A 16,046-nucleotide genomic window follows, 5' to 3' on the forward strand; every position below is an offset into this window, starting at 1 on the left:
AATGATAATCGCACCTTGTAGGGATTGAAACCAAGCTTAAGCCTGCGAAGGGGCTAATGCGGCTTGGTTCACGAGAGGTGGTACGGCATGCCTGCGGATGCGAGTAAATATATCGCGTGTAGTATTAATTCTGAGTGATAATCGTACCTTACAGGGATTTGAAATACGCGCTCAGCGCCCGGCGATGAGCTTCCTTGCAGGGATTGAAATACGCGTGCTTGGTACTTAGCCCTCAGCGCCTGCCTGACGCATGTCGGCTTTTTACAATACATAAGACTTCGCATTCTGTTACTTTGAATTTAAAAAGTAAACGCAATGAAAAAACTATTTCTAATTTTGATCACGGTATTTCTTCTTATCGATAAAGACTGCCTTTGTCAGTCCTCTGGCAAAAGCTATGAGTTAAGTGACCTCAACTGGCTTGCAGGCCAATGGGAAAGACAGGGAATGAAGCCCGGAAGAACCGGCCATGAACGGTGGCAACCTGCTTCGGGCAACGCGATGCATGGCTGGGGAGTATCATTCCATGGACAAGACACCTCGTTTGTGGAAAAGCTGCAAATCATAAAAAAGGATAAGGATATATATTATGTAGCGGATGTACCTGAAAACAAAACTCCCGTACTTTTTCTGATGACTGATATCTCCGCTGACGGATTCATATGTGAAAACCCTGATCATGATTTTCCAAAGAAGATCAGCTACAGAAGGGAGGGCGACTTGTTAACAGCGACCATTTCGGGAGATGGTAAAGAGATGAGCTTCAGGTTTATCAGGGAGTGGTGAAAGAAAAAAAGTTGGCTCATATGAGCCAACTAAAGACAGCTATTTTTTGGATTTAATTTTCACGTCCAGGTCTTTGGCCATATTGGCGGTGGCTATGTTGATGAAGTCCATGGCGCTCGGTGTCCCTTTCTGGTCGCTGCCCCCTATGTAGGTGGTAGGAACCAACTGAGTGCCTGCAATGGCCTGAGCATATGCGGAGTGCACTTTTTCGAAGGTTTGCAACTTCATTTCAAGCGCTCCATCCGCCTCCATTACTTTGTGCTTTTTGTAAGCCTCTGCATCCGCTAATACTTTCACCTCTTCTGCTTTCAACCGGGCCGATTGCAATTCTAGCTTGTGTTTCTCCACATTTACCTGCTCCCTTTTCTTCTCAGTTTCCATGGTGATCAGGGCAGTGATCTGCTCTTTCTCCATGTTTACCTTGATCTTAGCCTTCTCAGCCTCACCTTCTGCAATGATCCGCTGCTTTTCATACTCTGCCTGCTTGGCTCTTTCTTTTTCGATAGATGCCTGCGCTGCAGCGTCTCTTTGCTTACCCAGCATTTCTTTGAACCTTTGCTCGGGGTTCACATCCTCTACCGTGGCCTGAGAAACTATTATTCCATATTCAGCAATCGGATGTTTCTTTCTCATGATCGACCCATCGTCATTCCTCCTTTTATTCACGTCATAACGAATAAGTGTGCGGTTTTCAATTATTCGATTGCTTGCTAATGCTGATATCGAATCCGGCAACTCTGGCTTCATCTCTTGTGCATCCAGTATGTACATTCCTTTCTCCAGTTGATCCAGCACAGCGCTCTCCAGTTCGCCACCGCGGCCGGCAATATACTCCTGGGCAGATATCAGTCTGGCTGAGTTTTTGGCTATCTCCATGCAAGATGGAATGAGCGAACCATTGACCAGGTTTTCCTGATTTCGAAATTCCAGGGCCATTTTAAGAAACAGTTCCGGGTCTTCCGGCAATCTGAACCTGGCAGAAAGCGCCAGGTCGGCTTTCACTGCATCGTTGAATCTTACAGGTATGGTGGTGCGGTTACCACTATAGGTTTGGTTATCCTGCTGCTTTTCTTCACTGGATACAAACTTCACCGTTACCACCTTTTTCCATGGTACCACCTCTCCCCACCATTTTAAATGATAACCCGGTCGTAGCTCTGCAATCTGCTTACCGGTAGGGTATTGTACAAGGTAGCAATAACCAGCTTCAGAATAAAAGAACAGACCGTTAATGAATATCAAAAACATACCTCCCGCTATCATCATTACAGAATGCTTGGCTTTCCAGTTGCGGATGAACTGATAATTGATACTCGACCTGCGAAGAATGAGAGTCGCAATAGCTCCGATGATTAGGAGCAGACCGATCGTGATTGTAAGTGCTTTCATAATTGTAAAAATTTAAGGTTAACAAAAAATTATAAGAGTGCACTCTCTTTCCTGAGCAGAGAAACCTGTCGCAAATGTATGTGGTGGGAAGCCATCCCTACAGACCAACAGAAGACACCAAAAACCATAAGCTACCTGATTGCAGGTTCACTCATTGAATTCAGTTATTGCCTTGGTAGCTATTGGCCAATATGGGCACCTGGCCAGATAGGGTAGAAGTGAAATAACAGATCTGAGAAAATTGCATCACAACCCATAATGATTGCAAGCTCTCTTTTCTCAATGAGTCAAGGCTATTAATGATTGATCGCTTTCAATCATTTCTGCGTCAACTTATTTACTTATACGAGGGAGGTATATTTGATGTTGCGAATATTCGGAAAAATATTTTCTATTTAGTATTGTATAACCGTTTATACAAATATTAAAGACAGTTAGTGCTTGCAAGAAAACTCTAAGTGGCTTTAAAGGTTATCCCTTCGGGATTGGTTGGTCCGATGGAAACATCGAATGAAAACCTGAGTTGAAATCTTAAAAGGTAACAAAAATAGCAACTTTTGAGGTTTGTAGAAACAAAACCAGTAGCTATCAACGATGGTGCATTATAAACTTATACCAGATAGAGAATGGTTGATGAATTGGTGTTGTCCATTAGTGACATCACGGCCATTATACCCCAACAATCCGAGTACCTCTTTGTAATGCTGCTGGTTAGAAAAAAGCCGTGTAGTAAGCTGTCCATCATCATCTCGGTCAATGATCACCTTCTTTGGCTTCGGGATCAGGCAATGCTGAATGCCTCCATAGCCGCCAATTGCATCCTGATACGCTCCTGTATTAAAAAAGCCGATATGCAGTGGCTTGGAGCGAGCGAATTTGGGCAGATATATAGCATTATTATGCTGCTCGCAGTTATAGTAATCGTCACTGTCGCACGTGATACCACCCAGAAGCACCTTTTCATATTCTTCGTGCCAGTTGTTAATGGGGAGCATAAGGAACCGCTTTCTGATCGCCCATGTGTCGGGTAGCGTAGTGATAAACGAAGAATTGATCATGTACCACTTCTCTTTATCATTTTGCTGTTTTTGACGAAGTATGGAATATATTATCCCACTGCTTTCGCCCACAGTAAATGATCCGAATTCCGTAAAAATATGCGGCTCCGGTACATTTTCATTGTCACAGCCCGACTTTATCCGTGTCAATATTTCTTCAACTATGCCTTCATAGTCGTAGTCAAAAGCTAAAGAGTCCTTTATCGGAAAGCCTCCTCCTATATTAAGGCTGTCAAGCTCGGGGCATTCTTTACGAAGCGCTATATAGATATCAACGCATTTGGTGAGTTCATTCCAGTAATAAGCGCTATCTCTGATGCCGGTGTTTATAAAAAAGTGCAACATGCGTAGCTTAAACTTTTTATCTGGTTTCACCATTTGCCGGAAAAATGGTATAATATCTCCATGGCCAATACCCAGGCGACTGGTGTAGAAATCGACCTCGGGCACTTCTTCAGAGGCAATTCTCAGCCCCAGGTTCATTGGCTGGTCAATGGCCCGGTCCAGCAGGTCCAGTTCTTCGAAGCTATCGATTACCGGAATAGTATTGCTGTGCCCTTCCCGGATGAGCCGTGCTATATTTTTAACATATTCCTGCTCTTTTAACCCGTTGCAAATAATATAGTTGTCATCATCAATTTTACCCTTTGCTTTTAAATTTTCCACAATATTGATATCAAATGGTGAGGAGGTTTCCAGGTGTACTTTATTCCTGAGCACCTCGTTCAGCACATATGAAAAATGCGAGCTCTTGGTGCAATAGCAATAGTTATACGTTCCCTGATAGTTAAGCCTGTCCATTGCCCGGGCAAACCACCTTCTGGCTTTATTGATGTTGCTTGATATTTGAGGTAAATAGCAAAACTTTAAGGGCGATCCATACTCACCGATCAGTTGCATAAGATCAATATTGTGAAAGAACAATTTGTCTCCTTTGAGTTTAAATTCCTGCTGAGGAAAATCAAAAGTCTGATCAATAAGATCTATGTATCTTGTTTTCATCTATTTACATTTTTAGGATTGGGAGGTATTTTGAGGACCTGCAGGTAAAGCATCAGGTAATGTATGTTGGTTACATAATGCATCATAGTAGCCACTGGTTTTATTTGGCAAAAGCAGAGTTTATATAACAGGTTTTAGGGTGGGTTTTGTTATAAAAAAATACTTTATGCCGGAGGGAGTCCTTGAGAATTTCCACAGGTGATTTTTCATAGCCCAGGTTCTTCCTTTTTGTCTCTTAAGAAACAGGCACATAATTCTGCCAAAAAACAGAAAAGGCAATAGCTGAGGAGATTTCTCGAGGGTCATGCCATTAACTTAAAGTATTCCCTTTGAGTTTATCACCTCACCCCTGAACAGACCGAAGTTTAAGCACAGAAGAACCGGGAGCTGTCTCAAAAGACCAGTCATCCCGCCTGTCCCGAGTTTGACTCCATAGCCGTTAACTTAAGCATCCCGGTAGGGATGCAATATTGGTAGCCCGGGGTGAAGCCCCGGGATAGGATTAGATTTTTTTATGCGCCACATTCAAGCTTGGGAAGATGAGAAGGCTATTTTGGCGCATCCATGCTTACTAAGGTAAATGCTTCGAACTCATTCCTGCCATGTGTGCCAAGGAAGCCTGTGTTCCATGGTTGGGCCTTCCTATGGCACACTCAACTTCTCGTTTAAACCCGGGGCTTCACCCCGGGCTACAAAGATTTACCCCCTCTGGGGGCTCGTTTTTCTCTTAAGTTAACGGCTATGGAGTTTGACTCGGGGAGGTAACGAGGGATCTTACTAAGTTATAAGGCAGGTACTTTCGATCTTAGTAGGATTCTTCCTCCGTCAGAATGACTTTCAGTTTGGAGTTTGGTCTTTTTGAAACAGCCCCAAGCGCAGACTGTAGTAAAAGCACAGGCTGTGTGATGGGTGAGGTGTGAAACTCGAGGGCAACAGGAAAGCTAGAGAAAAAAAGTAACGATAGCCTATTAGAATTAGCGTAGAGCTACAGTGTCTGTGGCTGTATGTTTCCTTTAAAGGAAGCGGCTATTACTGGAATTGCATATATAATCAAGTATTCAGTCTGCCGTAGATATCATTTAATTCCTTCAGTTGACCGGCCAGGGCTTCAGTTAGTAACTCGGGGTTCAACCTCCAACTCCAGTTATCTGTGGAGGTGCCGGGGCGGTTCATAATGGCCTCTTCACCCAGCCCCAGCACATCCTGTACGGGTAAGATGGCAAGATCAGCAACGGAACTCAGCGCCATCCGCTGCATTATTTTGTGTACATTTTTGTAAGTAATTCGTTGATGGCCTGTGTATGATGCCAGCCGCTTCCGGTCATCTTTATCCATATTTCGATACCAGCCTACTACCGTATTATTGTCATGTGTGCCGGTATATACCAGGCTGTTGTGTGGATGATGATGCGGTATGTATTGATTGTTGCCCATACCTTCACCAAATGCAAAGAGCAAAATCTTCATCCCAGGAAGTTTAAATTTATCCCTCAGCCTGAATACGGCTTTGTCAATATCACCCAGATCTTCGGCTATAAACGGCATTGACGGAAATATTTCCCTGATCTTTTTAAAGAAGTCATGTCCCGGGCACTTTGTCCACTTACCATTAATGGCAGTATCTTCATCTGCAGGTACTTCCCAGAAAGCAGAAAAGGCACGAAAATGATCCAGCCTGACTACATCAAAAAGCAAAAGATTTTGTTTGATCCTATCTATCCACCAGCCAAACTGCTTTTCTTTAAGCAAGTCCCAGTCATACACCGGGGTCCCCCATAATTGACCCGTTTCACTAAAATAGTCAGGAGGTACCCCTGATACAACCACTGGCTTTTTTTCTTCATCGAGCTTGAAATACTCCACATTTGCCCAGCAGTCAGCACTGTCGTGGTTGACATAAAATGGGATATCCCCGATTAGCTGGATATTTTGCTGATGGCAATATGTTTTAAGCTCCTGCCACTGCTGAAAGAAGATAAACTGGAGGAATTTTTCCTTTTCCACCTGTTCTTTAAGTTCCTGGTTGGCTTTCTTCAAAGCCGCGGGCTTTCGGTCTCTCAAATCATTTGGCCAGTCTATCCAGCTTTTGTTGTCAAACCGGTCTTTCAGAGAGGTGAACAGGGCATAGTCATCCAGCCAGGCCTTGTTTTCCTGGCAAAAACTGCTAAATCCTTTTCCCGAGTGTTTCTTCTTTAAAAAATTCAGGAAGGCCTTTTCCAGGATAACTGTTTTAAACTCTACCACCTTGTCGAACAACACCTTATCTGTTTTAAATCTTGCGGTATGTCGTAGATCGGCTTTTTGCAAATAACCTTCCTCAGCTAACTTTTCAGGGCTTATCAACAAACTGTTTCCGGCAAATGCAGATGGGCTGCTATATGGGGAGTTGCCATAAAAGGTTTTAGTAGGAGTCAGGGGAAGTAGCTGCCAATATTTTTGACCGGCAAGGTGGAGAAAGTCAGCAAAATCAAAGGCTGAAGAACCCATATCACCAATACCATAGGGTGATGGCAGTGATGTGATATGTAGAAGTAAACCGCTGCTCCTTGAAAATATCATATCGCTACTCCTTTCAACAGGGCCACCGGAAAATGACGCAGTGCTTCCGAAAGGTAAAGCTTTGGGTCGCCCTGTATTTCTTCGTTGGTAAATACATTTACCCAGCGCTGCGGGAATTCGTCAGGAAGCGCTATTGACATATCTTTCCATATGACGTCTCCTACGGGCAACTGGTTATCATTACATATGGCAGTCAACAATTTGGGTACCATTATGATGTACCAGGCTTCATCATTCACTCTGGCATAGCAGAGGGCATTTTCTGCCGATTCCAGTGGAATGTATTCCCCCTCACGAAACACCTTCTCGTTGGCGCGTCTTTCCTGTAGCGCTTTAAAAATAGTGTACATTTTTATCCGTCCATCCTGAAGGTGATTGGTCAGCATATCAATGTATTTCCGGTTTCCTTCCTCCATCTGTTGTAGAAGGGAGGCCCTTAACCCATAATCCACTGGTCTTCTGTTATCCGGATCTACATAGCTAAGATCCCACAACTCTGTGCCCTGGTAAATATCAGGGATTCCGGGGGCTGTAATTTTCACCAGGCATTGTCCTAAAGAGTAAAGGGCACCGAAATGGATGGCTTTATTAACAAAAGGAAGAAAAGATTTAAGAAACGGATCATGCTTTAGAATCGCCTCTGCAAAACCAAGCACCTCTTGTTCATATTGTTCATCAGGCTCTGACCAGCTAGAATGTACTTTCGCCTCCCGCAAAACTTTCAGCAAGTAATCGCTGGTCCGCTCTGTGAACAACTCATCGAGGTCTATATTTGAAGGGATAGCGCCCAGTAAAGCCTGATACATAAAATACTCTTCATTGCTGTCCGGTACCTTCTCACTTTTCTTGAGGGAAGCATTGGTATTCATCCATTCATGAATTTTTGCAAACCATTGTTCCGGCATTTCGCTCACTACGTTTATACGCATGCGGGCATCTTCGCCTCGCTTGGTATCATGTGTGGAAGTGGCATTGATCGAGTGAGGGAAGTGCTTATTACGCAAGAGCATCCTTCTGTGGAAATCTTCGGCACGGATGCCAAATACATGTGGGGAGTCCCCCACTTCGTTATGAGAAATGAGCTGATTGAAAATATAGAAGGAGGTGTCTTCAACGCCCTTTGCCGCCAGGGGGCCGGTAAACTGCTGACATCTTTGTAGGAAATACTGCATGTCGGCAGCTCTCTTTCCCGCTTTACCAAGAAAAACTGAAAGCAGGAAATCAAGCGTCTTCTCATGAGCCGGTAAATTGTCCTTGGCTTTCTGATAAGCATGTTTGATCACCTCTGTTTGTCCGCTGGTTAGTGGATATTCCCGGGGATAGATTCGGTAAACAGGAAAGGCGGCCAAAAAACTACCAAGCGCCTCTTTCAATGGCTGTTTATGGGTTTTCTTATCTGGGACAAGCTGCAGATCCTCCATCAGTAGGAGTAAATTATCAAGCTCACCACTCATTCGTTCCTCAAGAATGAAACGCTTCTTTTCATATACCAGCTCTTCATAATCGGGCAGTTCAGGATATATTTCTCTATAATAGGTGTTAAATGCCTGCTCTTTCGTAAAGTCGGTAAAAAGATGGTTGACGGTAGCGAGAAATCCATAACCACTTGTACCTTGAATTGGCCAGCGGAGAGGTAGTGTCTCCTCCCATTCCAGTATCTTTTCTATGATCAGATATTGCTCCGGGCCTACTGCGGTCCTAAGCATTTGAAGATAACCTTCAGGGTCAAAAAGGCCGTCAATATGATCGATCCGCAAACCCTGCACGAGCCCATCATTGCACAGCCGTCTGATCATTTCGTGATAACGATCAAATACCTCCTGCTTCTCCATATTAAGGCAGATCAGGTCGTTGATTGTGAAAAAACGTCTGTAATTGATCTTGCTTTCTGTGGTTTTCCAGTGTACTAAACAAAAAAACTGCTCATCAAGCAATTCCAGCATCAATTCACGGCTTGTACTTATTGTTTCTGTGGCACTGGTTATAGCCCGATCAAGAGCCTCATCTTTCTGAAAAAGGTCATAGAATTTTTCTTTCAGCGTTTTCCAACGATCCTTATCTTGTTGCGCATTCTCGAATGCAGTAATATTTTCATCAAGTTGCTTAAGCCCTTCACTGTTTTTATCTACCCTCGCTTCCAGAAACTGTCTCACCAGCGATAAAATAAAAAGATATGACCTGCTGCTGGCGGGATATTTGTGGTCATAATATTTGAAATAAAAGCCACGTTTGCTGTAGCTAAGCACTAATTCATTTTTATCCAGTACATTGTTTAGCTCATCACCCAGAAAGGGAGCCATTACTTTTCCCCGGTAAGGGTCCTCGTGATATGTCCAGTTGATATCAAAGAACTGATAGAATTCTGAGGTTGGCCCATGCTCCAGTGCATCCCACAGCCACCGATTGTGGCCATCAAAGGCCATGTGGTTGGGCACAATGTCCTGTAGCCAGTTCATATTCCTTTCTTTCAAGGCGGCAACTACCTCTTCAAACTCCTCCAGAGTCCCGATTTCGGGATTGATGGTTAATGGATTGGTTACATCATAGCCATGTTCACTGCCGGGCCTGGCACTGAAAAACGGAGATGCATATATTGTTGACACTCCCAGCCGGTGCAGGTACGGAACAATACCCCTCAGATCTTTTAGGGTAAATGAGGCTGACAACTGTACCCGATATGTGCTGGCGGGAATGTGCATACTTTATATCACCAGTTTCAGGTTTTTATAAAGCTTATCAAAGAGTTGGCACCAGTTCTCGGCATTCGTATTTCCTATCTTACAACGACTCAGATACGAATCATATATCTCTGTCTTAATCAGAAAGGCTGTATTTTGCGCTGCCCAATATTCAGGTCGCATACGCCCCTTTTTAATCAATGTCAGCAAATTGACGAGATATTCAAGCATGGTGGGACTATGGGGGTCCAGGGCTAATTCCTTCATCAGTTCAGCTACACGTTCATCTGCTATATAGTTGAGTGTAACCAAATCCAGGTCTACTGATACAATTTCTACGGCATCCAATAGCTTGGTGAGTTCTTTCAGGTCTATATGATCACTACTGAGTATATTGATCAATTTTGTGTTGACAGCCAGATCCATAGGTAGCTTCAGTTGCTTCGGCACAGCCATGTTGATCTCGTGCAGTACCTGTAGGATAGGATAGTTGTTTTCATAGAGCTGATAGATCGTTCCCTCAGCGCTTTTCAGGGTGCTATCCATTACCAGCTCCATAATTTTTCGCTGTTCGTCACGGAAAAGGTGCCAGAAGGAGTAGTTATGGCTGCCAAAATATTTGTCCATCAGGTTGAAGATCTCATAGATGTTGCTCTTTCTAAAAGCCTTGGTGATCTCAGTATGCAGCTCCTCCAGCGCTTCGGTACCCATATAGGTTCTGACTCCTCCAAACAGGTTATGCTCGCCCAGATGGATAACTGCATAGGAAATATCGATTTCCTCCCAGGTAATACTTGACTTCAACTGCGTGTGCCCGACCACAAGCTTCTGCTTGCCGGCCTCGTGGTAGTCGCGTGACCTGGAGTTGGCGCTAAAGCTGTAAAGCACAGTTTCTTCCGGAAACTCTTCAAACAGTGACGACACGGCAAAATGTGCTCCAACCCTGATCATATCCACGATCATCGGCTTTACAAATTTGTGGTAAGCCTTAGCGGCATGGCCGAATTCTTCCAGGTTGCTGGGGACTTTCTCCAGCAATTGTACAAATTCACCTTCGTAGTCGTTTCCAGTGAGATTGTTTGCCAACTGAATGGCACGCGCTGCATAAAAAATGTCCTGCATAGACTCAATACCCGTCACCTCATCAAAAAACCACCCGCAACTGGTGTACATCAGCATAGCGTGATACTGCATCTCCAGCAGCTTTAAGAGCTTGATGTGTTGTTCGGTGGAAAGTCCCTCTTCGAAATACTTTTTAAGAAATTTCTCCACATTTTCTTCCGAACGATCAAGGATTACCTCTATATACTTATTTCTGATCTCCCAGGGGTCTACTCCAAAGGCTTTTATTTCCTTTTCATAGATAGCGGTTGTTTGCTCACGAACCCAGTCAAACGACCTCCTTAGCGGGCCGCGCCACTCCTGTGTCCAGCCCGGGCGCCCTCCGGTGTTACATCCGCAATTGCTGTTCCAGCGTTCCACACCATGCGCACAACTCCACGAGGTATTTTCTAATATCTCTACTTCGTGGGTAGGGGGAAATTTTTCCAGATATTCTCCATAGATAGACAGCTTAACCGTTTCATCTTTTTCAATGAAATTAAGTCCGTATGAAAGCGCCATTTCACCGAGGTTATGATGATGGCCATAGCTCTCACCGTCAGTAGCAATATGTACCAGTTGTGGTACATCTTTATTTTCAAATTGGCCTAAAAGCCGGGAGGCAAAAGCTTCCCCATTATTGAGGAGTCCCTCAAAAGCCACTGCCTGAGAGGCAGGAGCATCGTAAAAGAACAGTGTAATAGAATTACCGGATGGCAGGTTGCAGAGATAAGCTTTCCGAGGGTTGATCTTTGCACCGGTACCATCTTTCCATTCTGTATCACCGATCTTTCGGAAGCGCCTGGCCTGATAGGGTGATAAAATGGTAAACTTAATATCATATTTTGCCAGCACTTCCAGTGTTTCGGTATTTGCTGCGGTTTCTCCCAGCCACATCCCTTCCGGGTGTCGCCCAAACCGTGACTTAAAGTCTTCAATGCCCCAGATTACCTGTGTTTCCTTATCGTTTTTGTTAGCGAGGGGCATGATCATGTGGTTATAAACCTGCGCAAGCGCGGATCCATGCCCGGAGAAATGTTCCTGACTCTCCTTATCGGCTTGTAAAATGGCTGCATACGTATCAGGGGCCTCATTTTCCATCCAGGCCAGTAGTGTGGGGCCAATATTGAAGCTCATCCAGGCATAGTTGTTGATAATGTCTACTATTTTCCCTTCTTCATTAAGGATGCGGGATGCAGAATTTCTGGCGTAGCATTCAGCGTTTATCCGATGGTTCCAATCGTGGTATGGATAGGCCGAATCCTGAATTTCTACCTTGTTAAGCCAGGGGTTTTCGCGCGGAGGTTGGTAAAAATGACCGTGTATACACAAAAATTTCTTCATTGTCATCTATTTTTTGTAAAGAACGAAAGATTCGGGATATACCATAACATCCTCATTCTTAATTATTTCTTTAGCATCCGCAGGTCCAGCCCAGCACTGGTCCGATGATGCCATTATTTTGCACCATTGTTGATCACGTTTCGCAAGCTTTACACGGTGTTTCTTTTTGCTGAAATTGAGCACAGCACCAAGTTGCTTTTGATCCTTACTACCTCCGGAATAAATTACCAGCAGTTTATTCTTCTCGTCTATGTCAGTTTTTATGCCAGTATTTTTAAATAAACCGAAGGCGCCATTTTTTCTCAGGTTTATAAGCTGCCTGTAGTAGTTGAGTAGCCTTGTCTGGCGCTCATTTTCATGGTAGTTCCATTGCAGTTTTGACTGATTGTAAGTCTCTTCTGCCTGTGGATCGGGAACCGAGCCTTTCCACTTAAAATATCTGAACTCCCTTTTTCTTCCTTTGCGGACGGCAGCCACCAGGTTGGGGTCTCCATGACTCACAAAGTATAGAAAAGGGTGATCTTCACCATACTCCTCACCCATAAACAGCATGGGCACGAATGGAGCTATCAGCATCACGCCCGCAGCCAGCTTTTGCATCTCGAAAGAAACTAATTGTGACAGGCGTTCCCCCAGCATCCGGTTACCGACCTGATCGTGATTTTGAATACACGCTACAAACTGCTCCGAACGCTGCCCGGCAGGACTGTTTCCTATAGTTCTTTTACGAAATAGCGAGAAGGCGCCATCATATACAAATGCTTGCCTGAACGCCTTTGCCAGATCAGCTACACTCCCATAGTCGGAATAATACCCGTCATTTTCGCCAGTGGCCAGAGTGTGAACGGCATGGTGAAAATCATCCACCCATTGGGCATCCAGGTTGTAGCCCCCGTTGTTGTATGGCTGTATTATTTTCACATCATTCATGTCACTTTCAGCAATCAGGTAGTGCCTTCTGAGTGTTTTAAGTTGAAGTTCGTCAACATTTTGTCTCAACTCCTTTAAAAAATGGCGTGCGCTGTTATCCAGTATGGCGTGTATTGCATCTAGCCTCAGCCCATCGATATGAAACTCATCCAGCCACATGAGGGCATTTTGTAGAAAAAAACTCCTGACATGGTCGGAATAGGGATCATCAAAATTGATGGCTTTGCCCCAGGGGGTGGTATATTTATCTGTAAAAAAAGGGCCAAAATCGGAGAGGTAGTTCCCTTCCGGCCCCATATGATTATACACAACATCGAGTATTACAGCTATTCCTTTCTGGTGGCATACATCCACCAGGCTCTTTAACCCTTCAGGCCCTCCGTAGCTGTATTGAGCGGCATATGGATAAACGCCATCATACCCCCAGTTCCGGCTTCCGGGAAACTGTGAAATGGGCATGATCTCAATGGTATTAACCCCAAGGGCCAGCAAGTGATCAAGTTTATCAATAGCAGCGGTGAAAGTGCCCTCAGCGGTGAAAGTGCCTATGTGAAGTTCATAGATGATCATTTCACTCAAGGCAATGTTTTGCCATTCGGAATCATTCCAGCCAAAATCATGTGACGCCACTACCTCCGACCACTCATGTACGCCACAGGGCTGACAACGGGAGGCAGGGTCGGGCCGCCTGAGCTGACCGTCCAAAATAAATTTGTACCGGGTGCCGGGAGTGATATTCTCGAGAGTGGCAAACCAATAACCATATTGGTCGCTGTTCATGTCTACAGCCCTCTTCCAGCCTTGAATTTCAAGTTGCACTTTTTCAGGAAACGGAGCCCAGACTATAAAGTCACAAGTATTATCAGCCGATATTTTTGCTCCCACTCTCCTTATCATAGGTTGGTAATGCTTAGATAGTTATGTTACGATAATAAAGTCTTTAAAAAAGTTGATTTATTTGAAAAAACTCCGTAAATCAAGTTATCCCAATAACTATTCTGTCAGTGGGGCAGATCCGTTCTTGAATTAAACAATGGGGTGATGCGAATGTTTTGCAGGAGATCCCCACAGTGAGTTAGAATTATGAATAATTCTTTACTCATTACACCTTTCTTAATTCCGGTTGAGTAAACATTATAGTTTCTGGGCTGTTCTAATTTTCCATAGTAATACAACCTTAAAACTTAAAAAACACGACCCCTCTATGAAAGAACTGGAAGGTCAGAAACGAGTGACTATTGAGAATGTTCACCCGCAGATAGATTGTGGGAAATATCCAATTAAAAGAACAGTTGGTGAACGCATAACTGTAACGGCCGACATTTTTGTGGATGGCCATGACAAGGTCAGCGCGGCCTTGCTATACAGGAAAGGCAAGTCTGCCAAAGGCAAGCGTGGGGCGGAGAGCCGGTGGACGGAGATCCCAATGACTTTTCAAAATAATGACCGTTGGGAGGCCTCTTTTATACCGGATAGCCAGGGAGTCTATGAATATACGATCAAGGGATGGATCGACTACTATGGCACCTGGCTCGATGGACTGAAAAAGAAATTCGATGCCGGACAGGATGTGAGTGTTGAGCTGCTCATAGGAGCGGACCTAATGGAGAACTCCAGGGACCGGGTAACTACTGCTCAAAAGAAAAAGCTTAAGATCTGGATCAATGACTTTAGCAATGGCAATCCTGAAAAGGCGGTGTCTGAAGCCCTGAGTGAGGATGCACTCAAGGTAATGTACGATGCGCAGGAACACAGCCTTACCCGCACATATCACCGGACACTTCGTGTGGAGGTTGAAAGGGAAAGGGCGTTGTTCAGCGCCTGGTATGAATTTTTTCCCAGGTCCACTTCACGAGAGCAGGGGAGACATGGCACCTTCAAAGATTGTGAACAGATTATCCCTGAGATCAGCAAAATGGGCTTTGATGTAATATACCTGCCACCCATTCATCCCATAGGCGAAAAATTCCGCAAAGGAAGGAATAATGCCCTGAATGCCGCCAAAGATGATCCCGGATCACCATGGGCGATCGGTGGGAAAGAGGGCGGTCATAAAGCCATTCACCCGCAATTGGGTACCATGGATGACTTTGTTCAACTGGTGAAAACAGCCAACGGGCACGGCATAGAGGTGGCCCTGGATTTCGCCATCCAGTGCTCACCGGACCATCCGTATGTAAAAGATCATCCCGATTGGTTCAAATGGCGGCCGGATGGTACTATCCAATACGCTGAAAACCCTCCCAAAAAGTACCAGGATGTGCTTCCTGTTAATTTTGAAACTGAGGATTGGGAAAACCTGTGGCTGGAGTTAAAAAGTATAATAGAGTTCTGGATAGGTAAAGGAGTGACGATATTTCGTGTTGACAATCCTCACACAAAGCCTTTTTCTTTTTGGGAGTGGATGATTGCGGAGGTGCGGAAGAAATATCCTGACACCATATTTCTGGCTGAAGCTTTTACCAGGCCAAGAATTATGGAACAGTTGGCCAAGATCGGTTTTAACCAATCGTACACCTACTTCACGTGGAGGAATACCCTGGAGGAATTACAGGAATATATGGGGGAACTGACCAAGAGTGATATGCGGGAGTATTTCCGCCCCAATTTCTGGCCCAATACCCCGGACATCCTGCCCATCTCTCTGGAGCATAAAGAGGAGCCGGCCTTCATCACACGGATCGTTCTAGCCGCTACATTATCTTCAAATTATGGTATCTACGGGCCGGTGTTTGAATTTGGTGTCAATGAGCCATATCCTGGTAAAGAAGAGTATATCGACAATGAGAAATATGAGATTAAGCACTGGGACTGGGAGAAAACCACCAAAACAAAAGAGGTAATCACCAGGATCAATAAGATCAGAAAGGAAAATAAGGCGCTACAGAGCACCTGGCACATAGAATTTGCCGAGACGGACAATACGCAACTATTGTGCTATGCGAAAGCTGATCAGAACAAGGAAAGCAAAATGATCATTGTGGTCAATCTGGACCCCGTGTTCGCGCAGTCTGGGTGGGTACGAATACCTTTTGAATACCTTGAGCTCCCCTTGGGGCAGCCGTTTGAGCTTCATGATCTGCTTTCCGGCAGCAAGTATACCTGGCAAAACGAGTGGAACTATGTCGAGCTTCACCCATCATCTATGCCGGCACATGTTTTCCTGATAGAGCCTGGTTCGTCATCAGTTTAGAGCATT

Annotated in this window: 8 protein-coding genes; 2 read left to right on the forward strand and 6 right to left on the reverse strand. The window is 44.6% G+C overall.

The window, feature by feature from the left end; genetic code table 11:
- The first annotated feature begins 315 nt into the window (after positions 1-315).
- Positions 316-786, forward strand: a complete 471-nt coding sequence (locus tag C900_RS01000) for a DUF6265 family protein (RefSeq protein WP_009577654.1) — start codon at positions 316-318, stop codon at positions 784-786.
- 39 nt (positions 787-825) lie between these two features.
- Here the strand turns inward: C900_RS01000 and C900_RS01005 are convergent, their stop codons facing one another.
- The 6 genes from C900_RS01005 to treZ form a co-directional block, all read right to left on the reverse strand.
- A complete protein-coding gene (locus C900_RS01005) occupies positions 826-2,175 on the reverse strand; it encodes an SPFH domain-containing protein (RefSeq protein WP_083867403.1) in 1,350 nt (449 codons plus the stop codon).
- A gap of 602 nt (positions 2,176-2,777) precedes the next feature.
- The gene (locus C900_RS01010; RefSeq protein WP_009577657.1) at positions 2,778-4,235 is read right to left on the reverse strand and encodes a type III PLP-dependent enzyme domain-containing protein; all 1,458 of its coding nucleotides are present in this window, start codon (positions 4,233-4,235) and stop codon (positions 2,778-2,780) included.
- A gap of 1,050 nt (positions 4,236-5,285) precedes the next feature.
- The gene (gene malQ, locus C900_RS01015) at positions 5,286-6,794 is read right to left on the reverse strand and encodes a 4-alpha-glucanotransferase (RefSeq protein ID WP_009577660.1); all 1,509 of its coding nucleotides are present in this window, start codon (positions 6,792-6,794) and stop codon (positions 5,286-5,288) included.
- Positions 6,791-9,493: a malto-oligosyltrehalose synthase gene (gene treY, locus C900_RS01020; protein WP_009577661.1), complete on the reverse strand. Its 2,703-nt coding sequence runs from the start codon at positions 9,491-9,493 to the stop codon at positions 6,791-6,793. Before treY ends, malQ begins: the two co-directional genes overlap by 4 nt.
- 3 nt (positions 9,494-9,496) lie before the next feature.
- Positions 9,497-11,917: a DUF3536 domain-containing protein gene (locus C900_RS01025; RefSeq protein ID WP_040495151.1), complete on the reverse strand. Its 2,421-nt coding sequence runs from the start codon at positions 11,915-11,917 to the stop codon at positions 9,497-9,499.
- 6 nt (positions 11,918-11,923) lie between these two features.
- Positions 11,924-13,744: a malto-oligosyltrehalose trehalohydrolase gene (treZ, locus tag C900_RS01030; protein ID WP_009577663.1), complete on the reverse strand. Its 1,821-nt coding sequence runs from the start codon at positions 13,742-13,744 to the stop codon at positions 11,924-11,926.
- 307 nt (positions 13,745-14,051) lie between these two features.
- Between treZ and C900_RS01035 the strand changes: the two genes are divergently transcribed.
- A complete protein-coding gene (locus C900_RS01035) occupies positions 14,052-16,040 on the forward strand; it encodes an alpha-1,4-glucan--maltose-1-phosphate maltosyltransferase (protein WP_009577664.1) in 1,989 nt (662 codons plus the stop codon).
- The last annotated feature ends 6 nt before the right edge of the window (positions 16,041-16,046 follow it).

Origin of the sequence: Fulvivirga imtechensis AK7, from assembly GCF_000331535.1 — a bacterium.
Classification (GTDB): Bacteria; Bacteroidota; Bacteroidia; order Cytophagales; family Cyclobacteriaceae; genus Fulvivirga; species Fulvivirga imtechensis.